This window comes from Methylobacterium sp. CM6241 (assembly GCF_054817845.1).
Genome location: NZ_JBTXKV010000001.1, coordinates 1 through 22,384, shown reverse-complemented (window position 1 = coordinate 22,384; position 22,384 = coordinate 1). Strand labels below are relative to the sequence as shown.

Annotated in this window: 25 protein-coding genes and 1 pseudogene; 14 read left to right on the top strand and 12 right to left on the bottom strand. The window is 62.2% G+C overall.

Translation table 11 applies throughout. From position 1 onward, the window contains the following. Positions 1 to 23: 23 nt before the first annotated feature. Positions 24 to 478: pseudogene (locus ACYQR9_RS24390) on the top strand (transposase); the annotation flags it as partial. 813 nt (positions 479 to 1,291) lie between these two features. On the opposite strand, the gene ACYQR9_RS24385 reads toward ACYQR9_RS24390, so the two are convergent. The 4 genes from ACYQR9_RS24385 to ACYQR9_RS24370 all read right to left on the bottom strand — a co-directional run bounded on the left by ACYQR9_RS24385 (position 1,292) and on the right by ACYQR9_RS24370 (position 5,599). Next, positions 1,292 to 1,525: a hypothetical protein gene (locus ACYQR9_RS24385; protein WP_461229927.1), complete on the bottom strand. Its 234-nt coding sequence runs from the start codon at positions 1,523 to 1,525 to the stop codon at positions 1,292 to 1,294. Positions 1,526 to 1,693: 168 nt separating this feature from the next. After that, the gene (locus ACYQR9_RS24380) at positions 1,694 to 2,074 is read right to left on the bottom strand and encodes a hypothetical protein (protein WP_461229926.1); all 381 of its coding nucleotides are present in this window, start codon (positions 2,072 to 2,074) and stop codon (positions 1,694 to 1,696) included. A gap of 280 nt (positions 2,075 to 2,354) precedes the next feature. Next, positions 2,355 to 4,757 (bottom strand): calcium-binding protein, encoded by a 2,403-nt coding sequence (locus ACYQR9_RS24375; RefSeq protein ID WP_461229925.1) that lies wholly within the window; start codon positions 4,755 to 4,757, stop codon positions 2,355 to 2,357. A gap of 491 nt (positions 4,758 to 5,248) precedes the next feature. After that, a complete protein-coding gene (locus tag ACYQR9_RS24370; RefSeq protein WP_461229924.1) occupies positions 5,249 to 5,599 on the bottom strand; it encodes a helix-turn-helix domain-containing protein in 351 nt (116 codons plus the stop codon). On the opposite strand from ACYQR9_RS24370, the gene ACYQR9_RS24365 reads away from it, so the two are divergent. The 10 genes from ACYQR9_RS24365 to ACYQR9_RS24320 all read left to right on the top strand — a co-directional run bounded on the left by ACYQR9_RS24365 (position 5,599) and on the right by ACYQR9_RS24320 (position 12,978). Further along, positions 5,599 to 6,258: a hypothetical protein gene (locus ACYQR9_RS24365; RefSeq protein ID WP_461229923.1), complete on the top strand. Its 660-nt coding sequence runs from the start codon at positions 5,599 to 5,601 to the stop codon at positions 6,256 to 6,258. The genes ACYQR9_RS24370 and ACYQR9_RS24365 overlap by 1 nt on opposite strands. Before the next feature lie 77 nt (positions 6,259 to 6,335). After that, positions 6,336 to 6,803: a hypothetical protein gene (locus ACYQR9_RS24360; protein WP_461229922.1), complete on the top strand. Its 468-nt coding sequence runs from the start codon at positions 6,336 to 6,338 to the stop codon at positions 6,801 to 6,803. A gap of 67 nt (positions 6,804 to 6,870) precedes the next feature. Continuing rightward, complete coding sequence (locus ACYQR9_RS24355; RefSeq protein WP_461229921.1) at positions 6,871 to 7,650, top strand: hypothetical protein; 780 nt, start codon at positions 6,871 to 6,873, stop codon at positions 7,648 to 7,650. Between the two features lie 34 nt (positions 7,651 to 7,684). Further along, a complete protein-coding gene (locus tag ACYQR9_RS24350) occupies positions 7,685 to 9,133 on the top strand; it encodes an IS1182 family transposase (RefSeq protein WP_461228987.1) in 1,449 nt (482 codons plus the stop codon). A gap of 180 nt (positions 9,134 to 9,313) precedes the next feature. Beyond that, positions 9,314 to 10,006 (top strand): hypothetical protein, encoded by a 693-nt coding sequence (locus tag ACYQR9_RS24345; protein ID WP_461229920.1) that lies wholly within the window; start codon positions 9,314 to 9,316, stop codon positions 10,004 to 10,006. A gap of 2 nt (positions 10,007 to 10,008) precedes the next feature. Continuing rightward, a complete protein-coding gene (locus ACYQR9_RS24340; RefSeq protein ID WP_461229919.1) occupies positions 10,009 to 10,299 on the top strand; it encodes a hypothetical protein in 291 nt (96 codons plus the stop codon). Further along, positions 10,296 to 10,475 carry a hypothetical protein gene (locus ACYQR9_RS24335; protein ID WP_461229918.1) on the top strand — a complete coding sequence of 60 codons (180 nt, stop codon included), beginning with the start codon at positions 10,296 to 10,298 and terminating at the stop codon, positions 10,473 to 10,475. Before ACYQR9_RS24340 ends, ACYQR9_RS24335 begins: the two co-directional genes overlap by 4 nt. 143 nt (positions 10,476 to 10,618) lie before the next feature. Beyond that, positions 10,619 to 11,263, top strand: a complete 645-nt coding sequence (locus ACYQR9_RS24330) for a nucleotide-binding protein (RefSeq protein WP_461229928.1) — start codon at positions 10,619 to 10,621, stop codon at positions 11,261 to 11,263. Further along, on the top strand, positions 11,260 to 11,565 hold the full coding sequence (locus tag ACYQR9_RS24325) for a hypothetical protein (protein WP_461229917.1): 306 nt from the start codon (positions 11,260 to 11,262) through the stop codon (positions 11,563 to 11,565). Before ACYQR9_RS24330 ends, ACYQR9_RS24325 begins: the two co-directional genes overlap by 4 nt. Positions 11,566 to 11,934: 369 nt before the next feature. Then, positions 11,935 to 12,978, top strand: coding sequence for a site-specific integrase (locus tag ACYQR9_RS24320; RefSeq protein WP_461229916.1), 1,044 nt, complete (start codon positions 11,935 to 11,937; stop codon positions 12,976 to 12,978). A gap of 60 nt (positions 12,979 to 13,038) precedes the next feature. Here ACYQR9_RS24320 and ACYQR9_RS24315 read toward each other — a convergent pair whose 3' ends face one another. Then, entirely contained in the window at positions 13,039 to 14,709 is a 1,671-nt protein-coding gene (locus ACYQR9_RS24315) for a flagellin N-terminal helical domain-containing protein (protein ID WP_461229915.1), read from the bottom strand. 218 nt (positions 14,710 to 14,927) lie between these two features. On the opposite strand from ACYQR9_RS24315, the gene ACYQR9_RS24310 reads away from it, so the two are divergent. Then, positions 14,928 to 15,341, top strand: a complete 414-nt coding sequence (locus ACYQR9_RS24310; RefSeq protein ID WP_461229914.1) for a flagellar biosynthesis repressor FlbT — start codon at positions 14,928 to 14,930, stop codon at positions 15,339 to 15,341. Positions 15,342 to 15,467: 126 nt separating this feature from the next. On the opposite strand, the gene ACYQR9_RS24305 is transcribed toward ACYQR9_RS24310, so the two are convergent. Beyond that, entirely contained in the window at positions 15,468 to 16,457 is a 990-nt protein-coding gene (locus ACYQR9_RS24305) for an SDR family oxidoreductase (protein ID WP_461229913.1), read from the bottom strand. A 142-nt stretch (positions 16,458 to 16,599) separates the two neighbouring features. Continuing rightward, positions 16,600 to 17,550, bottom strand: coding sequence for an IS481 family transposase (locus ACYQR9_RS24300; protein WP_461226959.1), 951 nt, complete (start codon positions 17,548 to 17,550; stop codon positions 16,600 to 16,602). A gap of 102 nt (positions 17,551 to 17,652) precedes the next feature. On the opposite strand from ACYQR9_RS24300, the gene ACYQR9_RS24295 reads away from it, so the two are divergent. Continuing rightward, positions 17,653 to 17,949: a hypothetical protein gene (locus tag ACYQR9_RS24295; protein ID WP_461229912.1), complete on the top strand. Its 297-nt coding sequence runs from the start codon at positions 17,653 to 17,655 to the stop codon at positions 17,947 to 17,949. 69 nt (positions 17,950 to 18,018) lie between these two features. Beyond that, on the top strand, positions 18,019 to 18,357 hold the full coding sequence (locus ACYQR9_RS24290) for a hypothetical protein (protein WP_461229911.1): 339 nt from the start codon (positions 18,019 to 18,021) through the stop codon (positions 18,355 to 18,357). Positions 18,358 to 18,437: 80 nt separating this feature from the next. Here ACYQR9_RS24290 and ACYQR9_RS24285 read toward each other — a convergent pair whose 3' ends face one another. From ACYQR9_RS24285 to ACYQR9_RS24265, 5 genes are all read right to left on the bottom strand, one after another. Continuing rightward, positions 18,438 to 19,706: a glycosyltransferase gene (locus ACYQR9_RS24285; protein WP_461229910.1), complete on the bottom strand. Its 1,269-nt coding sequence runs from the start codon at positions 19,704 to 19,706 to the stop codon at positions 18,438 to 18,440. 125 nt (positions 19,707 to 19,831) lie between these two features. Continuing rightward, complete coding sequence (locus ACYQR9_RS24280; protein WP_461229899.1) at positions 19,832 to 20,533, bottom strand: hypothetical protein; 702 nt, start codon at positions 20,531 to 20,533, stop codon at positions 19,832 to 19,834. Between the two features lie 526 nt (positions 20,534 to 21,059). Next, a complete protein-coding gene (locus ACYQR9_RS24275; protein WP_461229909.1) occupies positions 21,060 to 21,299 on the bottom strand; it encodes a hypothetical protein in 240 nt (79 codons plus the stop codon). A 99-nt stretch (positions 21,300 to 21,398) separates the two neighbouring features. Further along, on the bottom strand, positions 21,399 to 21,623 hold the full coding sequence (locus tag ACYQR9_RS24270; protein WP_461229908.1) for a hypothetical protein: 225 nt from the start codon (positions 21,621 to 21,623) through the stop codon (positions 21,399 to 21,401). A gap of 142 nt (positions 21,624 to 21,765) precedes the next feature. After that, complete coding sequence (locus ACYQR9_RS24265; RefSeq protein WP_461229907.1) at positions 21,766 to 21,984, bottom strand: hypothetical protein; 219 nt, start codon at positions 21,982 to 21,984, stop codon at positions 21,766 to 21,768. Between the last annotated feature and the right edge of the window lie 400 nt (positions 21,985 to 22,384).

The window sequence follows — 22,384 nt, the reverse complement described above, 5'->3', positions numbered from 1 at the left end:
ACGTCGATGCCGTCGGGGGGCGTCCGCCCCATCATTACAAGACCACCACCGTCACCGCCGCCCTGCGCACCAGCGGTCCCACAGCCGTCGCCCTGTTCGATGGGGCCACGAACGGGGCACGCTTCTGCGCCTACGTGACCGACACCCTGGTCCCAGAGCTGAAACAGGGCGACACCGTCATCCTCGACAACCTGAACGTCCACAAGGTGGCCGGTATCCGCGAGGCCATCGAGGCGGCCGGCGCACGGATCCGCTACCTGCCGGCCTACAGCCCTGAACCGAAGGACCGTGTAGCGACTTTAACCCGATCGAGCAGGCCTTCGCCAAGCTGAAGGCCCTCCTGCGCGCCGCCGCTCCACGCACCATCCCAGATCTCCGCAACGAGATCCGAAAGGCCTTCGCTCGCTTCACACCCCAAGAGTGCCGAAACTATCTCGCCGCCGCCGGATACGACCACGACGTAGCCGTCGCTACATGAGCGGAACTCGCTCTAGGCGATGATGTAGCAACACGTCCCCAAGCCGGCCCCTAAGGCATGCGGGGAGGAGAAAAAGCGGGTCGAGAACCGGAGGGACATCAAATCCCTGACCCGCTGCCGCTTGGCCGTTGTCGGAGAAGCAGCCAAGTGACCCGATGATTTAGCCACGGGTTCCAGCCTTCGTCTTTTACCAGCGTCTAGGGCGCACTGACTTTCCACCCTCCCGAGTCGGCAGCCCGGTCGCCATCCAGCCAAACCCAATCATTCGTCTAGTACGCGGTGGAAAAATTTTTCGACCAGGAAGTTCAATGGCCCAAGCAGCAACCCGATTATCAGGGCCGCGATAAGCGACGCCGCTCCAACCTGAGGCCCAATCAGGAAGGATAGTCCAATTAACAATCCAAAAGCGAAAGCCGGCAGCATGTCTGCCTCCGTTGTTCAGCATTAAAATACCACTCGTATCCTACTCCCGGGCGGTCGAACAGCTCACCCGAGCCGGCCGGTCGCCGCGTTCAGATCGCGGCCCAGCACTCCCCTCGTGCAGCTTCGATCGTTGCGCACCAGCCTTCTCGGATGACCAACTCATCGCGGTAAACCGCGTACCGCCAGCCACCCTCCCGAGCGGGCCACGTCGAGGCGTTGACTGTGCCGCCCGCCGGCAGGGGGATCTCGAAAAAGGTTAGTTGAAAGCCTGAGGGTATCTCGTCGTTCTCGTCCATTACCAACGACCAGCCCCCGTCATTCGCACGTTTTCGTAAGAAGTGACTCGGTCACGCAAGGCAACGTGGCGGGATAATGAGGTGACAGGCGCTCTCAGACCTTGATCGGCTTCTTCCCGGCACGCTGGCCGGCCTTGGGCACAGAGCCGGTGACGACAGGATCGTATTCGATGGTCTTCTTCGCAGCCAAATGGGCCATCGCATTCCGATCGAAACCTGCCCAAGGTGAGGGGGCCGCCAGGGCGTACAGCGCTGCGATTGCCGCCATGGCTTTAATGCCGAGCCAAATATGGCAGGGAAAGTTGGACAAGGTTAATTCGGGAACCATTTTGCAAATATCCTGGGGCCAAGACACCTCGATTTTTGACTTAGGCAAAAGTTGCACCGAGTTGTATTGAATTTCAGCAATACGGTTGAGATAATTTTAACCATAGGGTTGCTGTCGATCAGCTCTTAGCTTGCCGGCCACAACTCGGCATCAACGAGAAGCCTAAGCCTACCGCCTCTTCGCCCAGATCGGCACCGCGCCCGTCGGCCGGCCGGGCACGTTCCGAAAGTAGCGCGTCCGCGCGAAGCGGATGAAATCGGGATGAACCTCCGTCACGAGATCGCCACTTAGGACCATGGCCCCGCAGAAGTCGGAGCGGATCACGCCGAGGTCAGGGTGAACGCCGAATAAATGCAGCGTCGTCCAGCCAAGCCGGCCGGCCTCATCGGCGTGCTTGTCGAGGAAGTCGAGGGATGCCGCGTGAATGGCCGGCCAGGTGGTCGGCGTTAGGCCAGAGCAGGGCACCACGCTGGGCTTCAGATTGAGGAAGGCTTCACGCCAAGCCTGGGGCGAGTTCGGTTCGATCTTGAAGGCTGGTGAAGCTGACATGAGGCCCGGCGCCAGTGATGGCCGGACGGGATAGGTGAGGCAAGGCGACCGCACCAGGACATGCGGGCCACACGCGGCACTGAGGCTGGGGAGCATCCCCGCCGCCCCGATCTGATCACGGGGCCGGCGGGGTGCGGCGTGTCGTGTCCACACGACGGGAGCCGATACGCAACTTGGCTCGACCGGAGGATGCGGGCGAAGCAGTTACCGCGGAGACAAGCTCGCCTTCAGTTGATGGGCCCGGATTGAGACGAGAAATCATCAGGAGGTCGCAATCCCTTCATGCGATCTCAAAAGCCAGATGCGTCAGGGACGCTTTGTTGGCGAGAGTCGCGAACTGGAGGGCCGCCTTGGCCGTGCCACTTCCGTCGGCGTCATAGAACAGGTTTCCGGTGTCGTGATCATAGAGGATGCGATCGTCGGCATCGAGGGCGCCTTTGGAAAGATCCTTGAAGGCGGTACCGGCCAGGCCGCCGAGCGGTAATCCACCGAAGATGGCGTCGTCGAGCCTGATCGTGTCGTAGATTGAGGCCGTGGAGGCGACAAAATCGACAATGGTGTCGACATTGCTGGACCTTAGGGTAGTGGAGAACACGAAGGTGTCGGCACCACCCAGACCTTTGAGGACATCGTTGCCGCCGCCGCCGTCGAGGACATTGACGTCCGACGTGCCAGTAATAGTATCGTTGCCGTAGCCAGCGATCACGTTCTCGAAGTTTTTGATTGAGTCAGTTTCCGTCGAGCTAACGACCACTTTCGATGTAGCCGCCGCCTTCAGGGTGATAACGAGGTTGGGCGCCAGGGTTCCACCGGAGGATCCCATCTTGTCGCTGTAGTCGAGCGTGTCCCTGCCGACGCCGCCGTCCAGCGTGTCGCTACCCGCCCCGCCCCGGATGACGTCGTTGCCAACTCCGCCGCTCGCGGTATCGTTGCCCCGGCCCATGTAGAGCGTATCGTCGTGTCCCGTGCCGGCAAAGGTCGTATCGGTGCTTGACCCGACATAGGTCAGATGTTCGTAATTGACGATCCTACCAACGATCGTCGTACCGTGACGCACGTAGGTTCCGTCGAAGGATCCGCCCTCGGTGGCCCTGAAGATCACCGTATCGTCGTTGGCACCGGCATCGTAGAGCGCGGTACGGCGGCTAGCTTCGAACGTGTAGTCGATAAGGGTAAGGGTGTCGTTGCCAGCTCCTGTCCGGACGATGTCCTTGCCGCCGATATTTACGTCAACGACATCGTCCCCGGTCCCGGCATCAATGGTGTCCGTACCGCCGTTTGCGTAGATCGTGTCGTTGCCGCCGAGCGTCCTCACAGTGTCGTCGCTGGGGCCGTACAAGCTAATGGAATCGGTCAGATCGCCGCCCGTGATGGTGATTTTTCCATTGCTGTAACTGGATAACGTCACCGCCTCCACCGATGTTGCGGTGAGGACGCTTATCCCGTCGAATTTCAGTGCCGTGCTGACACCGAGGATCAGTTCGATCGTGGTAGCGCCGGAGGTGCCATTGACGCCAAGCGTATCGTCACCCGCCCCCCCATTGAACGTATCGGCAAAGCCGTCGGTGCCGTTGACCTGATAGGTCAGCGTATCATTGCCTGCATCGCCGTAGAGGCGATCACCACCCCAGCCGCCGACCAGCACGTCGTTGCCGTTGCCGCCTTGCAGAACATCATTCGACGTTCTGCCGGCGACTTCGTAGGTCTGACCGGCCTCCGCGTAGAGCCTGTCGTTACCATCGCCGCCTTTTATCTTGTCGGCCCCGGTTCCACCATAGACAGTATCTCGTCTATTTCCACCTGTGATGACGTCGTCGCCGGCGCCTGCATCGACGGAGGTAGTGAACTTGTAACCATCTGCAGTACCGTCATCAGGTGGCAAGTCTTTCACTGACCCGACCGCGATTTTATCGGAGCCTGAACCCGTATAGATGGCCGCGAAGCCCTCAATGCCGGTGAGCGTGCCGTGCGCGCCGATTGCGATTGTGCCGCCGGCTATAAGCGAAAGGCTATCCGTTGCATCCGCGAGATTGAGCGAGGCGATGTCGAAGCCGCTACCACCGTCGAGATCCTGCAACCCAGATCCACCGTCGAGATAATCATCACCCGCTCCACCCTTGAGCACGTCGTCGCCACCGCCGCCCTGGATGACATCAGACAAGGCCCCGCCGGTGATGATATCCGTCTCGTAGCTGCCAAAGAAGGCCAGATGCTCAACGTTCTTGACCAGAAGCTTCCTGGCGGAGCCGACGTGGACGTAACTACCTGACGCTGCCGCGGCGAGCGTGAACGTTATTGTTTCGGAGGAACCGGTCTGGCTGCTGTAGCCGGAAGCATAGATCTCGGCCGTGTCATCGTCAGCGCCACCGTCGATGAGGCCGCCCCGGAGTGAAGTTCGGTCAACACCCGCAACAATTTGGTCGTTACCCGAATCCCCATAGAGCTTGTCGCCATCGATACCGGGACTCCATCGCTCATTGGCGAAGGCGAACAGGTAGTCGTCACCAGCGCCGCCGTGGATCAGATCGGTACCGCTACCACCGTAGATCACATCGTTGCCGCCGGCCCCATTCAACGAATCCTTTCCGCCCTTGCCAAACAGGATCTCGTAAAGGTTCGTGCCAACGACGGTCTCGTCACTGTCATCGCCATTGTAGGTCGCGCCATCGAATGTCCCGGTCACGATACCTCCTTGAGTTCATTGCCGCATGGGCAATCGCAAAGTCATGATCCTGAATGTAAGGCACTCTCTTGCCACGGGGCCGCATCCGCTCAGTTCTCAATCATGCTGTATTCGAGCATACCAAGGCATACTGAGCAGAACAAATGCTCAAATATGAGTATGGTGATATTATTTGATACTAACACTTTTTAGTAGAAAATATCATTTTTGTGCAAAAGTAAGATTTAAACAATTTAACGTAAAATCCCTTGGATAAGGGGTAAATATCAGAGGAACAGCAGGTTCATGCTGCCGCGCCGGCAAACCTTGGCCCTGTCGACGCCTTCGACGACGAAGAACCCTCCCCGCCCGTCGCCCTTCTTGTCGTCGTTATCAGCCGCCCTCGCAATCGCGCAGCGTCGCGCTTCGGAAAATGGGGCTTTTAGGGCGCGCGAGTCGGAGCGCGTTTCCCTCCGGGCCACCCCCATTCCCATTAAAAAACTCGGTCCCTTTTATGGGACGCCCAAGATCGGGTCGGCAGCCGGGTTGTCCCGGAATCGGATTCCAGCACCACCGCCGTTCGCGGGGATGAACTCCAGGCCGGCCTTCTCGAATGCCTCCTGCATCGCGCGCTTGTTGTTGTCGTGCGGTTCGCGGGCGCCGCGCTCGTAGTCGGTAATGGTCCGATCAGACAGGCCGGCGGCCTTGGCGAGATCAGTCCTCGACCAATCCAGCATGGCGCGTGCCCCTCTGCATAGTTCCTTGGTCAGCATTGTTTCCGTTTTTATGCATAGGTTGCCGGTAATTTGTTGAAAAATATCCGGTTCTGTGTAAATATAAGCATGAAACCGGAAACCTGCCAATGACCTTTCACTTCCGCACCATCTCCTGGTCCATGGTTCTCAGTGGCATCCGCAACTCTGGCCCGATCAAGGCCGAGTTCGTGGCCGCCATGAAGGCTGAGAACGACGCGAAGCGCGATGTCGAACGCGCCAAGATGGCCGCGAAGCACGGCCTCGTCACCGGCTCCACCTTCAACGTCCCGACGATCATGTCCTGCGCCATCGTCGAAGCTCGCAAGCACCGCCGGAACGATCCGACCCTGACCTGGGGCGCCGCCCTCTCCCGCGCTCTCCGGTTCTTCTGGGCCTGCGCACACGCCGCTCGCAGCCTCGTCGTCCCGGCTGTCGCCACCGTGGCTCCGATGCCTGCCGCCCTCCGTCGCGGCGTCTTGGCCCGCGCCTGGGTCATCTTCCGCGAATCCCACAACTATCCCCGCGTGCCGTTCCGCTCGCTCGGCTGGGGCTGCTTCACCTGGGCGCTCAAGCGGGCTTGGTCTGAGGCGCGCGAAACGGTTCGCCTCGCCGGTCTCGGTATCGAGGCACTGAAGGCCGCTGACGCCATCGAGCCCCGTGTTCGCGTCGGTCTCTCGACCTCCTACACGGACAGCATCCACGAGGTTGCCGCCCGCAACAACGCGGCCCGCCTCCGCGCCGCTGCCATGGCCTACGCGACCGCCTAGCAGCCCCGATCCCTGCCGGCGGGTAGCCGGCACCCCCTTCCCGATCCTGCCGCCACGAGCCCCTTGGAGCCCGAACGATGACCTATGCCCGGATCCCCGATTTCTCCCTGCCCTTGATCCCGACCACCGTTGTCGAGCGGGTGCCCTTCCACGCCGACCCGGTGCTGGCCGCCATCGACGCCCACGACGAGGCTTGGTCCGTCTGGCAGGCCGCTCCCGAGGCTCGCGTGGCCGGTGCCCTGGCCGAGATGAGCGCCGCCCTCGACCGCCTGCTGGTGACGCCCTGTGCGACCCGGTTCGGCTCCCTCACGCTCCTCCGGCATCTGCGCTGGCACATTCAGCACGACGGCATCACGGACGCTGCGGTCCTGGCCCGTGCCGGCGATCTCGCCCGGTCGCTGCACCTCGATTTCCTGCCGGTGACGCCGCCGCGCTCCCAGGTTGCCCCGATCCTGCGGGCTCTCATGCCCGGCGTCGAAGTGGCTGCGGCCCCGGTCATCGTCTTCGGCGGCGTCGCCCTCGTCGGTCTCGCCACTCTTGCCTGAAGCATCACAGCACGACAGCAGTACAGCACGACAGCACGACAGCATCACAACGCCAAGGAGCTATCCCATGTACAACCCCCTCGCTCGCCTCGTCCAACGCGACCCCGCCAAACCCACCCTGCGCGAGCGCGCTGGCTCTCTGAAGGCTTCAGCCGCCCGTGTGATCCGTCGCCCCAAGCCGGTCGAGGCCGCACCCGTGGTGGATTGGAACAGCCCGCCCGAGGGGTTCGTAGCCTACCCGCACGATGAGCCGGAAGGCTTCCTCCGGATCGATCTTGCGCTGGCCAGCGAGACGAAGCGTCTGCACGGCCTCGCTCTCTCGGAGTTCGAGCGACGCAGCTCGGCGTGGGACGACTACGACGCAAGCATGAAGGCCGGCCAGCTCGACAAGCTGCGCCGCCACCTCCGTCTCGATGAGTTGGCCCGCGCTGCCGATCCCGCAAAGGTCATCCCGACTGAGTTCGAGCCGCGAGACGGGACGATCGTCTACGAGGACGTGAGCGGCCGGGCGAGGCGAGCGCCGGTCGCCGATTGGATCAGCTTCATGGCGCTGCGCATGTTCGGCGTTGCCCGTCAGGAGTCCGGCCGACTGTTCAATGAGCGCGCCGGAACCGACCAAGAGGCCATCGTCGGGCCGCGGAGGTTCCCGGGCATGCCGAGACCAGCGAGGCGGAGGAAGAGGCTTTCGGCGTCGCCACCAACATTGGGATGGCCATCGGTCGGTCGCGTCCGCGCACCCTTATCGGTCTCGCTGCGATGGCCCGCGCGACGATCCCGAACATCTGGCCGCAAGGAAACTATGAAGCGGATGCCAGCTTCGGGTCCAGGCTGTGTGAAAACGTGCTGATCTGATAGGGTAAATTCCGATCTTGGAGGTCGGGATGAAGCGCTTCATCGCAGGTGAGGATCGTCAGCAGATCACGCTGCTTCCCGATTGCCTGGACGACTATATCACCGCCGACAATCCGGTTCGCCTCGTCGAAGTGTTCGTCGATGAGCTCGATCTGACGGCACTCGGCTTTGCAGGCGCGGTGCCGGAGGCGACCGGCCGTCCGGCCTATCACCCGGCGACGCTGCTCAAGATCTACCTCTACGGCTACCTCAACCGTGTCCCGTCGAGCCGTCGGCTCGAACGCGAGAGCCAGCGCAACGTCGAGCTGATTTGGCTGACCGGTCGGCTGATGCCCGACTTCAAGACGCTGGCCGACTTCCGCAAGGACAACGGTTCTGCCATCCAGGCCGCTTGCGCGCAGTTCGTGGTGCTGTGCCGGCGGCTGAACCTGTTCAGCAAGGCCGTCGTCGCGGTCGACGGCAGCAAGTTCAAGGCGGTCAACAACCGCGACAAGAACTTCACCGCCGCCAAGGTCGAAGCCCGGATGGCGCAGGTCGAGACGAGCATCGGCCGTTACCTCGCGGCGCTGGACCGGGCTGACCGCGAGCCGAGCGACATCGCCGAGGCGCGCACGACGCGGCTCAAGGAGAAGATCGCGGGCTTACGCGAGCAGATGCAGGTTCTCCAGGCGAGAGGCCGGCAGGTCGAGGCTGCGCCCGATCGCCAGATCTCGCTGACCGATCCCGATGCGCGCTCCATGGCGACCAGCGGCAAAGGCACCGGCATGGTCGGCTACAACGTCCAGGCGGCCGTGGATGCCGAGCATCACTTGATCGTCGCCCATACGGTGACCAACATCGGCAATGATCGGACCCAACTCGCGCCGATGGGGCTTCTGGCGCAGGCAGCGACAGGATGCGACACGCTTACGGTGCTGGCCGACCGGGGCTACCTCAACGGCGAGCAGGTCCTGGCCTGCGAGGGGACCGGCGTGCTGCCCTGCGTGCCAAAGACCCTGACCTCGGGCCATGCCAAGCGTGGCCTCTTCACGGGACAGGACTTCGTCTACGACGCCGAAAACGATCACTACACCTGTCCCGCCGGCCAGCACCTGACCAAGGGGCCGGCCCGGTCCGATCGCCGGGCCGAGGGCGACGAGATGGACCACTACCGCAACCTGACGGCCTGTCTCGATTGCGCGCTCAAGCCCCGCTGCACGCCGGCGGAGACGCGGCGTGTCAAACGCTGGGTGCACGAGGGCGTCCTCGACGCAATGCAGGCGCGGCTCGACCGAATGCCAGACGCGATGAAGATCCGTCGCCAGACCGTCGAGCACCCATTCGGCACGCTGAAGGCCTGGATGGGAGCGACCCACTTCCTGACCCGGACCTTGGCCAGGGTCAGAACAGAGATGAGCCTGCAGGTTCTGGCCTACAACATGAAGCGGATGATCCAGATGTTCGGGGTCGGTCCGCTGATGGCGGCGATCCGAGCCTGAAGGCCACCACTTCGCTCGGCGACACTCTCAGGACATTCGCCTTGAACCTGAGGGATCTGCGTTCTCACACAGCCTCGGTCCGAGGAAGACGTCAAGGAAGAGGCCGCGCGTAGGCTCATTGACGCCTGCCTCTCGCTCGCGGGCGTGGACTGGAAGGGGAGGCCGGCCGGGGCTTTCCTGATGCCGGGTAGCGAAGCCGAGCCTGCCCCCGGCTCGGCTCTGGTAGGCGAGATGCTGGACGCCTGGGGAGAGTGGGCGAAGACTTGCACGGACGGGTCGAACCCGGACGACGAGGCGGGTTGGCAGCGCAATGCCGACATTCGGGATGGGCTGATCGACAGAGCGGCCAATCTCCCGGCTACCCGCGAGAACCGTGCGGCGAAGGCCATCGCGCAATGCTGGCTCGAATACGTCTCGCTTTGGGAGCACAACAGGCCCCGCGATAGCTACGGGATCGACGGGCGCCTCTGCTTCGACATTCACGACGCGGTTCAGAAGCCGGTCGCTGGCGACGCTCCTCAGCCGGCCGATGCGCTGCCGTTGCCCGACGTGGCGGCAATCGCTCTGCCGGAGCTCCGCGCTCTCCACGATGTCGCCGATCTACTCCACGAACTCTGCCACGCCCTGAAGTGCCAGCCGCGGTGCCATGACGATGGAATGGGGGACACGCCTGCCGGCACCTTCGCCGGCGGGATCTTGGACCAGTGCGTCCGGATGATGGAAGCCTGCGAACGCGAGGCCGGGCAACGCAAGCCGGCGTCATCTCGGGAAGAGGACGAGCGCCTGTGCATCCTCGCCCGTGCGGTGATCGAGAACGGCGACCCGGCTCAGACCGCCGCCTTCGCCCGCGACCTCCAAGCGGCGGTGGCCTGACCATGAGCAACGTCCACACCTTTCGACCGAAGCGCTCCACCGTGGAGCACGTCCGCCGGCCCTCCCCTGCGGTGATCCGCGCGGAGATCGAGGCCGCAGCCCTCGCGGCCATGGATGCCGCCGACTGGCTGATTGCCATCCTCGACGGCCTCGACGGCGACGAGAACGACGAGGACAGCGCCGACGCTGAGCCGTCCCTCGGTGCCCCTGAACAGCATCACGAGAGCCAGGTCGTCTGGCTTCGTGGCTCCGACTCCGACCGCGAAATCTCTCAGCAGGAAGTCACCCGATGAAACTCCGTCTCACTCAGCGCGCAGCCGTGTCCCTCGGTTATTCCGACATTGCCCGGTTACTCGGCCGGGCCCGCCGCTGGCGCTGCAACCTCCTGAAGCGCGCCGGCCATGAGGTCGGCCGGGGCAATGTCATCACCGCCGCCGTGCTGGTCGCAGCCTACACCGTGGCGCTTTAGCATTGTAGCATTATCGCATTGTACTGCGACAGCATGATAGCAAGACAACGCTGTCATTCTATCGTGCGGCAATGCTGTCCGGTGATGATGCTTTCATGCTTTTGTGCTCTACCGCTGTGACACGACAGCACGATAGGATGTCTATGCGAACCCTTACCCTCGTCACGCAGAAGGGCGGAGCCGGCAAAACCACGCTGGCCGCCTCGCTGGCGGTCGCCGCAGCAGAGGCCGGAGAACGCGTCATCGCGCTCGACCTAGATCCTCAAGGCTCGCTCGGAACCTGGGGGGATATGCGCACCACCGACGCCCCCGCCGTCGACCGCATCGGCCCCGATCAGCTCGGCAGCCTTGCAGCGATCCTCAAGGCCCTGGACGGCGAAGGCTACACCCTCGCCATCCTCGACACGGCCGGCGTGTCCTCGACCGGCGGCAACCTTGCCATGCAGGCCGCCGACCTTGCCCTGATACCGGCGCGCCCGTCACGCTTGGACCTGCATGCCACCATGCCAACCATCGAGACGCTGATGCGCCTGGAAATGCGGGACCGCTTCGCCTTCGTTCTCAATCAGTGTCCGGCCGGGCGCAGCTCGCGCGCGACCGAAGCCGCCAACGGCCTCGGTATGTTCGGGGTGCTGGCGGAGCCGGCCCTGACTCAGCGGGCAGACCATCAAGACGCGCTCGCCGCCGGGCAGGGGGTGACGGAATACGCCAGCGAAGGAAAGGCGGCCGACGAGGTGCGCGCCTTGTGGGCTTGGGCGGATCGCAAGATGAAGGGCAACAAGGCATGAGCAAGCGACCTTCGATCGTCGGCGGCCTCACCCTCTCAGACGCGGGGCTCGCGCCATCTGGCCAGCCTGCGCCAGCCGAGCCCGCGCCCACTCCGAAGCCACCGTCCCGGCGGGCTCGACCCGAGGTGGTCCATACCTCCGTCTACCTGCCGCGCGAGGTGCATCGTCGTCTGCGAGAGATCGCATTCACCCGTGACGTGAAGGTGCATGACGTCATCATGGAGGGCATCGACGCGGCCCTACAGAAGCACGGCCACCCGTCCGTCGAGGCCATCAAGGTCGGCCGGAAGGTCGGGGAGTAGCACAGCCTACCATGGCGCTGTCATGCTGCAGCATTGTAGCAGCGAGCCGTCGGGAAACTGGTGAGCGAACAGATGGAGCGTTACCTTGTTGTCGGACCCTGAGCCGTTTTGGACGTTCGGCCTAAGGACGGCCGCATAATCCGGGCACGAGGCATCGAGGGAGGGCGGTGGCATTGGTGCTGCCGCCCGTTGTCGTCCGCCCCCAATGTTTCCCGGCCATCCACAAGGACAAGACACAGGCTCAACGAAACGATAGCGCTATAGCATTACAGTACGAAACTGTTGCCATGCCGTACCGCTGGTCATAACTTCCGATAAGCGGCATTCTCGGAAGTTTCGAGACAGGCAGGTCAAAAGGCCAGTGAAACAATGAAGCCAGGGCTATATCCGCCGCCCGCTGTCGTCGACGCTGAGGCCGAGGACTTTTCCCCCGATCTGGGGAAAACTCTGCCGGTCGTCGTCTCCCCGATCGTCCAGGCGTACCAGCGCGCCTCGAAGGCCGATGCCACCGTACGGGCCTATCGAGGGGATGCCGCCGCGTTCGGTGCGTGGTGCTCGCGGTTCGGCTTCCAGTCCCTGCCGGCGTCGGCGCACGCCATCGCCGAGTTCCTGGTGCATGAGGCCGAGGCGGGGAGGGCGGTATCGACCATCGGCCGGCGCCTCGCCGCGATCCGCTACGCCCACAAACTCGCTGGGCTCGTGGACCCGACCGCAGATGAGGGCATCCACGCGACGATGAAAGGAATCCGGCGCAAGGTCGGCGTGCGGCCGACGCAGAAGTCTCCGGCCACAGCCGAGGTCATCACCGCGATGATGCAGCACGTCCCGCCTGGGCTGGCTGGCAAGCGGGACAAGGCGCTGCTGGCGCTGGGCTTCGCTGGCGCGTTCCGGCGCTCCGAACTGGCTGCGCTCGATGTCGCCGATCTGCGCGAGGACACCGATGGCCTGCGGGTCATGGTGCGGCGGTCGAAGACAGACCAAGAGGGCAGGGGCATCGAGAAGGCGATCCCACACGGGCGGTTCATCAGGCCAGTTGCCCTGGTGCAGGACTGGCTCGCCTCGGCCGGGATCACGGAAGGGCCAGTGTTCCGGCCCGTCTCGCGGTCGGGGCGGGTACGAGGTGCATCCAAATCTGGATCGATTTCTGGCGCGGAGACTTCAGCCGCAGCTTCGCGCCTGACGGATCGGAGCATCGGGGATCTTGTGAAGCACTACGCCGCGCTTGCCGGCTTCGACCCCGCCCTCTTCGCCGGCCATTCGCTCAGAGCCGGTTTCGTCACGTCGGCAGCCGACCGTGGCGCCGACCTAACCCGCATCATGGACGTGTCGGGCCACCGCGACCCAAGGACGGTCGTCGGGTACATTCGGCGGGCGAACGCATTCAAAGGTCACGCGGGGAGCGGGTTTTTGTAAGCTCAAACGAAAACGGCCGGGGTTTCCCCCGGCCGCTCATTGTCGTGACGGCTAATCCGCTTAGCGGAGAAGCTGCAGGATGCCCTGCTGCGCCGTGTTGGCGAGCGAGAGGGCCGAGATGCCGATCGACTGGCGGGTCGACAGGGCCTGGGAGTTAGCGGCTTCCTCGTTGAGGTCCGCGTTCGTCAGGTTGGCTGCACCGGTGTCGAGGATGTTGATCAGGTTCTTCGAGAAGTCCTGACGGTTCTGCACCACCGAAAGGTTGGAGCCGAAGGTCGAGGACTGAGCGCGAAGCTGGCTGGTGGCCGCCGTAATGGCCGTCAGCGTCTTGTTGATCTCTTCGTCAGACTGAAAATCTCCTGCTGCCTCAGACAATCCAAGACCGTTGGCATCAAGTTTGGCACCCGCGATCGTCAGGCTGGACGAGCCGGTCTCGTTGAAGGTCACCTTCAGGGAGTTCTCGCTGGTATCGTCGCCGCTCCGATAGAGCAGGTTGATGCCGTTGTAGCTCGAATCCTTGGCCTGCTGTGTGATCTGGTTCAAAATCTCGTTGAACTGCTTGGCCAACGTGACACGTGTTGCATTGACGCCGCTTCCCGAACCTGAGGTACCGCTGTCAGAGATCGGGCCGACACCGGCGGATCCGGCAACTCCAAAACCGATATTTTTATTGTTAGCTGGAACAGCATCCGCTTGGGCAGCATTCACGGTTATTTTCTGGTCTTTACCGGTTGCTGCCGAAGTCAAAACGAGGTGGTCGCTCGCATCAAGGCTTGCGACGACTTTGCCGCTCAGACCCGTATCCGCCGTGATTTGGTCGTTGATTGCCTTAACAACGAGGTCTTTGCTGGCATATCCTGCAGTCAGGTCGATTTTTTTCGCAGAACCATCGCCCAATGCGAGTGTGAAGCTCGCGTCGTCAGCCGCAAGCAGAGTGCTAACAGCAGCTGTACCAACAACCTTAGCCTTACTTGAACCATCCTTAGCGTCGGAGCCTGCGGCAGTGATATCCACGCCGGTTAAGGGCGCACCATACCCAATATCGACTGTGTTAGCATCGGCTGCTTTAAATGTTACAGTTGAATCCGATCCAGTAGCCGTACTGGTGAAAACAATTCGACCGTCGGTAGACTTGGATGCTTGAACTGCTGCCGCCGATGCGCCGTCGTTGGAGAGCTGATTATTTATCGCCTTCACAACGTCATCGGCAGTAACCTTCTTCGTGTCAGCAACCAGCCCCTTCAAGCTGTCGTTTGTCAGAATGATATCCGTATTGTTTCCAGCACCATCAGTAAGCGTGAAAGACGCTGTGCCACTGGAGAAGTCCTGCGTGCCATCTGCGTTGGCGGTCGAAGTTCCCTGAAAAGAAACACCGGCAGAAAGCTTCGCGGCTGCGGCAGGCGCTCCGGATTGTACGGCACTTTTGTCAGAAAGCGCTTGGTTGGCGGTGGACTTGGCCGAGTCGACCAGCTTTTGGATCGAGGTGATGCCCTGGTTGGCAGCCTGGATCGTCTGGACGCCGTTCGAGATACCGTTAAGCAGCGAGCCAAGGTCGCCTGAGCGGCCGGTCAGCGACTGCGAGGTGAAGAAGCTCGTCGGATCGTCGAGGGCCGAGTTGACCTTCTTGCCGGTCGACAGACGGTTCTGGGTCTGGGTCAGTAGATCGGCCGTGCCCTGCAGCGAGAGCAGGTTCTGACGGGTCGCGGCGGTAAGGGTGATGCCGGAAGACATTGATTTTGATCCTTTGGATCTGAGAACCCTCTAATTTCGAAGGCACGTCACCAGAGGACTGGACTTCCTAACCTGGGATTAAACCAATGCGCCAAGTTTTACGGCCGGCTGACTTTCCGAGGGTATGGTTAATCAATAATTAACTCGCATAATATAGGCAGCTATCGCGACCGCTCGACGAAATAACCATCATCGAAGGGCTCAAAAGGAGTCGGACAATGGCATTAAAGCTGACAATCAGACCTGGCGAAACTGTATATGTTAACGGGGCCGAGATCTGTAATTCAGGCTCCGCTACAAGCTTAGTCATCAAGAATCATTGTCGCATTCTTCGTGAAAGCGAAATGATAAGTGAGGGTGAGGTCAACTCCCCATGCGCCCGTCTTGCTTTTGTTTTGCAACAGGTCGTACTCAAAGAAAATCCATATGATGAGCTCAACGAGCTTTCAAAGCTCGCCGTCCAGATCTTGCAGAAATTACCATCATTTGCTCCTCAAATCCTAGAAATTCAAAATTTGCTGAGCGAGAAGAAGGCCCACATGGCTTTCAAGAAGGGCAAAGCTCTAATGGCTCTTGAAGCTTCTGAGTTTGGAACGGCTGCGACCCACGGGCTTGCAGTAGCGCAGCGTTAGGAACCACCAACAAAACCCTCAGGATCGGTTCCTCATTCGCATGCGCGGTGCCCGATAGCATTCAATTCCATCGAGCTGGCGACGCATTAGATCGCATGGATGACGGGTCGGCATGTGGTGCTGTATCTACCGCCGAAACCGACCCAGCCGTGGCAGGAGTGCCGACAAAGCAACCACCCCGCCCGAGGCCGCCAGCAGAAAGGCGTCCCGCTGGCGGCTGGTGAAGAACTCGGTCCGCGTCGAGACGACCCGGTCCGTAGCACGGCCATCGATTGCGGCGGGGCCTGGCACCGGCGCATCGAGATTTCCAACCTTTTCGGGGATCGGTTCGCCGAGTTGGGCGTCGCGCATTTCGCTCGCTTTCCTATCCGCGTAGCTCGGGGCCACGGCCTGGGCGAGGGTCATCATCAGCGTGCTGCGTCCAACCCAGACCTCGCGGGACGGATGCTCGATCGCGTGGACGATCGCGTCAGCGCAAAGGCGAGGGTCGAAGACGGGGTCCGGAGCGACCTGCTGACGCCCGGTGTGGTTCCGTGACCAGCCGAATTGCGGGGTGTTCACCGCCGGTAGGTAGACGACGGACAGGGAGACGGCGACGCGATCGGCGATCAGCTCGGAACGCAAAGCGTCGGTGAAACCGCTCACGGCGAATTTGGCGCCGCAATAGGCGGCCTGGAGCGGGGCCGCACGGATGGCGAGGCCGGAGGAGACCTGGATGATTGCACCCCGGCCGCGTGGTTTCATATGGCGCAACGCCGCGAGGGTACCATGGACCTGACCGAGATAGGTCGTGGCGGTGACGCGGGCGTACTCAGCAGCGGTAATCTGGTCAGCCGGGGCCACGACAGTCGACATGGCATTGTTGACCCATGCTGCGATGGCCCCCAGATCTCGCTCAACCTGATCAGCAGCTGCATCGACTGCGGCAGCGTCCGCGACATCGGCACTGATCGTCAGCACCCTTCCGCTGTAGCGCTGCAGAAGGCTAGCGGCTCCCTTCAATCGTTCGGCGTCGCGAGCCACGATCGCAACCGACCACCCTTCGCGGGCCAGAGCTTCCGCGGTGGCCAGACCGATGCCGGCACTGCCTCCCGTGACGACCGCTACCCGCGCCATGCCCGTCTCCCCCATAATGGTGTCCACGGGGGAACGCGCCAGAGAGAACTTGCCGGATGTGCCGTAAGGTAGCAGGACGGAGCTGTGCGATAGGCGCGAAGCCTTGTGCCATCGACGAGTGAAGCCGATGACGGCCGGCGACCTAGGTGTACGGTCCCGGGATGAGGTGTGACGGATCGATCCTGAAGCGATCGGGCTCTTTCGTCCAGGCATTCAGGATGAACTCGGTGGGCGTCAGGCCGCGCAGCGTCTTGAGCCTGCGGGCATGATTGTAGGCATCGACGAACAGATGCAGATGCGCTCTCAGCTGAGCATGGCTGTCGTAGTGGTAGCGTTTGACCGTCGCGTCCTTGATCGTACGGTTCATTCGCTCGACTTGCCCGTTGGTCCAAGGGTGGTTCACCTTGGTCAGACGGTGCTCGATGCCATGCTCGTCGCAGACACGATCGAAGATGTGCTGACTGTCGTAGATATCCCGCTGGCGTGATGTGAACTGAATGCCATTGTCCGTGAGCACAGTGTGGATGCGGTAAGGCACCGCTTCGATGAAGTCGCGGAGGAACTGAGCGGCCTCCATCTTGCCGGCGCTCTCGACCAGCCGCACGAAGACGAATTTGCTGGTTCGGTCGATGGCCACGAACAGCCTGAGCTTGCCCTCAGCGGTGCTGACCTCGGCGATGTCGATATGGACGTAGCCGATGGCGTAACTCGCAAAGCGCTGCTTTTTGGGTTTGTCGCCGTCGATCTCGGGCAGTCGGCTGATGCCGTGCCGTTCCAGACAGCGATGCAGCGAGGACCGGGTCAGGTGCGGGATCGTCGGTTGCAGGCCATAGAGGCAATCGTCGAGCGGGAGCAGCGTGTGCCGTCGGAAAGCGACGATGATCGCCTCCTCCTCGACCGTGAGCACGGTGGAGCGCGGCTCCTTGGGTCCCATCCGGGCATCCGCCGTCGTCGCCCGTTTGCGCCACTTCTGCACCGTCGTCGGACTGACGCTGTAGCGCCGGGCCAGCGCCCTTACGCTCTCTTCACGTAGCTGGATCGCGCGACGGACTGCCTCCGTCGTGGTGGCGCTTCCATGGAGAACTTGGCCCATAGCGCTTCCCTCGCAGCATGATGCGCAACCGTATCACCACACCGCGGGATCAAACACCTAATGGGCTGGGCAGCGAGGAAGGTCGGGGACCAAGCGCCAACGATGACGATGCCGGGCGCGGCTTCGGGTCAGTTCGACGTGTCAGGTCCGCAGGCTTCGGCTCGGCCAGCGGCTCCGATGCAGATGCCGAGCGAGACCCCGGCCGCCTCTCCCTCGTTCAACGCAGCCAGCTTCCTTCAGGCCGTGATGGGCGGTGGATCTCCCGCGATAGGCGCACAGCCTGCCGCACAGGCCCAACCGCAGCCGGCGCAGTTCCCCGACATGCTGGGTCCGATCGGCGGCCAGCCGCAACCGTTCGATGCGCAGCGGTTCTGGAGCCTACTGAAGCGGCGGTACTGATGTGTTGCCGTTTGGTTCTCGACGGGCCGTTAAGAATTGTTCTAGCTCAGTGGCGAGGGGAACTTTCTTATGAACCACTGCATCGTCGCAATCCTGGTCGCTTCGGTCGGCCTAAGTGCATGCCAGGCAACGGCTCCGGGGCCATTGCCGACTGCTGTTGTGCAAGAGGACATATCGCGGCTCAAAGCCGACCGTGATGCCAAACGTATCACCTATACCGAGTGGGCGGAGCGTACGAGAGCGGCGGCACGATCGAACGTACCCTTGAGTGCGGAGCAAGAAGCAGCGATGGAGTACCGCACCCAACTCGCTCGACGTGTCGATGCCGGCGAACTCACTGAAGCCCAGTTCGATCAGGAGACCGTCCGCACCCTGCAGCGTTTGAAAAGCGGCAGGACCAGATCCTGACAGAGGATCTGGGAGGTCGCCGATTTCGTCTTGAAGCCACCGCTGGTTATGAGGTCGAAGTTAGCTGCCAAAGATCAAACTTAGTCAGCGCGCGAGCTTGTTCTCCGTTTCGAGAACCGCTCAATAATGCCGCAACAGACCTTTATGCCGTTCTCTTGAGCACTTCGTTTCTTCGCTTCTTTGCAAGCCTCCGCAACGGTTGGAGAATGGAGAAGCGTATTGAGGCATCGGCTGGCGCGAGAGGGTGTGAAGCGTCTGCGTGAGAGCGTCATACCTACCCCAAGACGACGAAGACGCTCTCCCTCGTCGAAATGATCGAAGGCGACTGGTACGATGAGCTGCGGAACGCCAGCAGCTAGCCCCTCCGCGACAGTGCCAATCCCGCCATGATGGATCAGCGCGGCGGAATATGGGAGCAGTGCACTGAGAGGGGCGTAGGCCGCCCTGAACACGCTGGCCGGTAGATCGTCGGGGATCTGGCCGTTCTGAGGCGCCAGGAGAACACCGCGACGTCCCATCCGCCTACAGATGGCGACGGCCGTCTCGAAAAAACGCCCTGCCTGTCTCATCGCGGAGCCGTAGGTGAAGACCAAGGGAGGCTCACCGCCTTCTACGAACGCAGCAAGCGATGGTGACAGCGTACCGGCATCACCGAAGGTGTCGACGCGAGGAAATCCGGTCTGGACTGTGCGATGTGGCCAGTCATCCTGTGGCGGGGCGAACCAGCTTGGGACCATGAGGATGATGCGCTGAGGCGAGTGCCACCATGTCCTCAATCGATCCACGGCAGGCAGATTGAACTCAGCCCGATATGCATTGACCGCGGGAAGAGAGACGGGATTGAGCACGTATTTTTCGGCTCCAAGCTGGATTGAGTGCTTGAGACCATTCGGGAACCAACGGGGAAGCGGCACTCCTGGGATGATGGGAGGTGCGTGCCGGCTACGAAAGATGAAAGGAGCGAGGTGAACCGTGATCACGTCGAGCCCAAGGCGATCCTGAGCGATACGGGCGCCTAAGCTGAGTGTTGAGGCGACTACCAGAATCGGGCCCCGTTCCGCCTCCTGGCCCAGGAAGGCGTCAACGACCGGCATCAGTTTCAGCGCGTACTCAAGCAGAAGGGCCGCCCCTTTGCGAGGATGCCAAAGGTTCGGGTCGGCGATGGCCTCATCGTACTCAGCTTGGCTGCCAAGGGGGTGAAACGGCAGTCGCGCTTGCTTCGCCAGCCTCTCAAAATGTCCTGGTGCAGCAAGGAGGACATTGAAGGAGCGTCGGTGCATTTCAGCGGCAAGCCCTATGAACGGTAGGACATCGCCGTGGCTACCTATCGAAACGAAAATGACCTTCATCAGAGAGCCTTAGATAGCGGCAAAGCGCGGCTGCATCATGGGCGATGCCAAGCCCAGTGAGAGAGTTGATAGGGCTGAGGCTACGTTCGTCATACCGTCCGGCTGCATGTCGTCACCGCATGGCGTCACGCCTCCTGCCGCTCGGGTCGATTCCTGTGTGGTCTCTGTGGTCGAGGCCAACCGCCGGTTTCCGGCAGCCCTTTCTGGGCTTCCGCTGGCCGCCTTCCCCGCAGTTCTAGAGCTTCAGTATTCGTGCTGGTCGAGGAATTGACCCCTCCCCCTCTGGCCGGGAGGGTACGGGCGAGACGCAACCAGGCGGTCCATTCCTTCGAGACGATCCGTACGACGTTCGACAGGTTGCGGAAGGCGGTCTGCGGTCGCTCCTCGACGGTGATGAGGCCGAGCGTCCTGGCTTGTCGGATGGCGGTCTTCACGGTGGATCGGGACACGCCTGCCACCGCTGCGATGTGATCGACGTACATCCGGCAATCGCCACGGCGGGTGGTCTCGGCCGACACGATGGCGAGAACGGCGGTCTCGGCCAGCGTGAACCGGGCCGCGATGCCCGGCGGAAGTCTACCAGAGGCCGCCCAGCGGCGACGGCGCTCCATGCTGGCATCTGAGCGGGGCCGCGAGCCTACGGGCCTCCTGGGGGCTGCTGGCGTGGCTGGTAGAGCCTTCCGCGCCTCAATCAGGGCGGACAGGGCCTCGGCCTCTGTCTCGCTGATCTGGCCGGCCCCGTAGGCGCGCCACATCACCGCCGCCACGTCGGGCAGCCTGGATCTCGGCGCCGCCTCTACCGAGCGCCGGATTTCGTCAGCGAACATCGTTCACAGCCCTCTCGGGCCGCGGCAGGCACAAGGCACGACTTCTCGATGCGGGAATTGGCGTTCCCGCTTGACTCCCGAGGGCGTCTTATGGCTTGTGGGGGATTGAACCGGGCCTCCACAGGCCATCTCGATTTCGCGGCCCTCCTGTTTGGCGACAGGGGGGCCGTAGTCGTTTCAGGGTCTATCTCGCGGCGGTGATTTCTCCTGATGCCGGCTCACGACTCGCTTGGACGATGTGCGGCCGGACATGGCATGTCGGCCGGGCGGGGCGGTTAAGTCAACGCTAACCCTCATCGGCGACGCCCACGGCCCGCTCGACCCGAGGGAGGCCAGCCGTTTCCGACACCCTGCTTCTGCTTACCCTGGCGACTGAGAAGGCCGAGTTGCGTGACCAGCTCGCGGAGGTCCAGGACCAGTGCGTCGAGTTGGCAGTGGATGCCGGCAAGCTTCACGCTGAAATCGAGGCACTGCGGCGGGAGCTGGCTGAGTGCCGGGCGCAGGCTAAGAGCGGATGACCGAACTTTCAGGCGCTGTCGCCGGCACCTTCATAGGTGAACCGCCCCAGCACGGACATTCCGTCTAGGAGTTCAAACGGGCTCGTGCCGGCCCGCTCTCGTGCAAGGAACAGGGCCTCCTCGTCGGAGACCGCATCGATGTCGAACGATTCGGTTGCCTGCCAATCAGCGTCGAAGACAATTGCCCGGTAATGCGGAACCTGATGGCGAACGGCGTGCCGATCGAGATGGTGTTCGTAGCTAGACACGGATGAGACAATCTAGTGGAGGATCAACGGAGGCCCTTCGCCTCACATCGTTGTCACGAAACCCAGAAACCTAAGTTTAAGTTGCTTCCCTGCCCGATCTCAATCGATGGATGGAAAATGCTCGATGAAGCGAAGTCCATCCCACAGTTCTACGGCATGACCATCCACCATCGCCCTGGCAGCTTCGATGGCGCGATCATCATCCTCTACGGAAATGCGAGCGGCGCTCACGATGTCCCCGTTCTTCGCGAGGATGATTACTCGATAGGCAGGTGCACGACGCCCGCCAAGCGGGTCGGATGGCGATTGAGTGTTGTCGGACATACGCAAGCCTCAACGCTAGACAGCAGGCCCATAGGTCTCTCGGTCATCGGCTTCTGATCTAATCCCGATGATTGGCATGACCTAGCGGATTTATTGCTTGGCGCACCTTGCCAGTTTTGGGGGGGCTGGGCGAGCAGCCAGCTTAGACTTTTCGCACCTCCCCGACCTTCAGTCCGATGCGCTCGACAGTTCGAGCGCCAAACGCGCCAACGTGGCGTGGCTTCGGCCCATCCGGCTCATGAGCAGCGACCATCATGATCGCCTCGTCCTTTGTGCCTGCCAGGATCGCATAGACGTGGTCCGACCCGTCGAGTTGGCGAACCGCGATGAGATACGCGAACAGTTCTGGCTTCTTCGGCATGGTTCGTGCCGATGCCAGGCACTGAGGCGCGCGGGAAGCTGCGGCGAGGATGGGTATGAAACAGGACGCAAGCCGAAGGGCTGCCCCGCCGCTCCGATCTGATCACGGAGCCGGCGGGGAGGGTCGTCCATCTCACGCTAAGCCGGTACGCAACTTGGCTTAGCGTGGAAGATGTGGCGAGGCGGTTAGCAGGCAGACAACTCGTCGGGTTGCGGACCACGCCTCAAGGGGCTTGTTCCTGGCAGAACGCACCCATTAGGGCTGGAGACCTCGACCTGTACCGGCCCCCATCAGCCGACAACGTGCGCGTACATCCGCCGTCACACCATCAGGCTGTCTTGGGACCGTCCAACCGTCAAGCCGCTGCGTCGAGCGCGGCAGGCTTGAGGGTGTTGGGATT

Bases quoted from the DNA above. Each gene is read 5' to 3' on its own strand.
- ACYQR9_RS24280 (WP_461229899.1), bottom strand. From the start codon at position 20,533: ATGTTCGCTGACGAAATCCGGCGCTCGGTAGAGGCGGCGCCGAGATCC.
- ACYQR9_RS24305 (WP_461229913.1), bottom strand. From the start codon at position 16,457: ATGGCGCGGGTAGCGGTCGTCACGGGAGGCAGTGCCGGCATCGGTCTG.
- ACYQR9_RS24325 (WP_461229917.1), top strand. From the start codon at position 11,260: ATGAGCAAGCGACCTTCGATCGTCGGCGGCCTCACCCTCTCAGACGCG.
- ACYQR9_RS24355 (WP_461229921.1), top strand. From the start codon at position 6,871: ATGTACAACCCCCTCGCTCGCCTCGTCCAACGCGACCCCGCCAAACCC.
- ACYQR9_RS24330 (WP_461229928.1), top strand. From the start codon at position 10,619: ATGCGAACCCTTACCCTCGTCACGCAGAAGGGCGGAGCCGGCAAAACC.
- ACYQR9_RS24290 (WP_461229911.1), top strand. From the start codon at position 18,019: ATGAACCACTGCATCGTCGCAATCCTGGTCGCTTCGGTCGGCCTAAGT.
- ACYQR9_RS24365 (WP_461229923.1), top strand. From the start codon at position 5,599: ATGACCTTTCACTTCCGCACCATCTCCTGGTCCATGGTTCTCAGTGGC.
- ACYQR9_RS24340 (WP_461229919.1), top strand. From the start codon at position 10,009: ATGAGCAACGTCCACACCTTTCGACCGAAGCGCTCCACCGTGGAGCAC.
- ACYQR9_RS24335 (WP_461229918.1), top strand. From the start codon at position 10,296: ATGAAACTCCGTCTCACTCAGCGCGCAGCCGTGTCCCTCGGTTATTCC.
- ACYQR9_RS24295 (WP_461229912.1), top strand. From the start codon at position 17,653: ATGACGATGCCGGGCGCGGCTTCGGGTCAGTTCGACGTGTCAGGTCCG.
- ACYQR9_RS24345 (WP_461229920.1), top strand. From the start codon at position 9,314: ATGCCGGGTAGCGAAGCCGAGCCTGCCCCCGGCTCGGCTCTGGTAGGC.
- ACYQR9_RS24265 (WP_461229907.1), bottom strand. From the start codon at position 21,984: ATGCCGAAGAAGCCAGAACTGTTCGCGTATCTCATCGCGGTTCGCCAA.
- ACYQR9_RS24320 (WP_461229916.1), top strand. From the start codon at position 11,935: ATGAAGCCAGGGCTATATCCGCCGCCCGCTGTCGTCGACGCTGAGGCC.
- ACYQR9_RS24385 (WP_461229927.1), bottom strand. From the start codon at position 1,525: ATGGTTCCCGAATTAACCTTGTCCAACTTTCCCTGCCATATTTGGCTC.
- ACYQR9_RS24285 (WP_461229910.1), bottom strand. From the start codon at position 19,706: ATGAAGGTCATTTTCGTTTCGATAGGTAGCCACGGCGATGTCCTACCG.
- ACYQR9_RS24310 (WP_461229914.1), top strand. From the start codon at position 14,928: ATGGCATTAAAGCTGACAATCAGACCTGGCGAAACTGTATATGTTAAC.
- ACYQR9_RS24315 (WP_461229915.1), bottom strand. From the start codon at position 14,709: ATGTCTTCCGGCATCACCCTTACCGCCGCGACCCGTCAGAACCTGCTC.
- ACYQR9_RS24380 (WP_461229926.1), bottom strand. From the start codon at position 2,074: ATGTCAGCTTCACCAGCCTTCAAGATCGAACCGAACTCGCCCCAGGCT.
- ACYQR9_RS24350 (WP_461228987.1), top strand. From the start codon at position 7,685: ATGAAGCGCTTCATCGCAGGTGAGGATCGTCAGCAGATCACGCTGCTT.
- ACYQR9_RS24360 (WP_461229922.1), top strand. From the start codon at position 6,336: ATGACCTATGCCCGGATCCCCGATTTCTCCCTGCCCTTGATCCCGACC.
- ACYQR9_RS24300 (WP_461226959.1), bottom strand. From the start codon at position 17,550: ATGGGCCAAGTTCTCCATGGAAGCGCCACCACGACGGAGGCAGTCCGT.
- ACYQR9_RS24270 (WP_461229908.1), bottom strand. From the start codon at position 21,623: ATGTCCGACAACACTCAATCGCCATCCGACCCGCTTGGCGGGCGTCGT.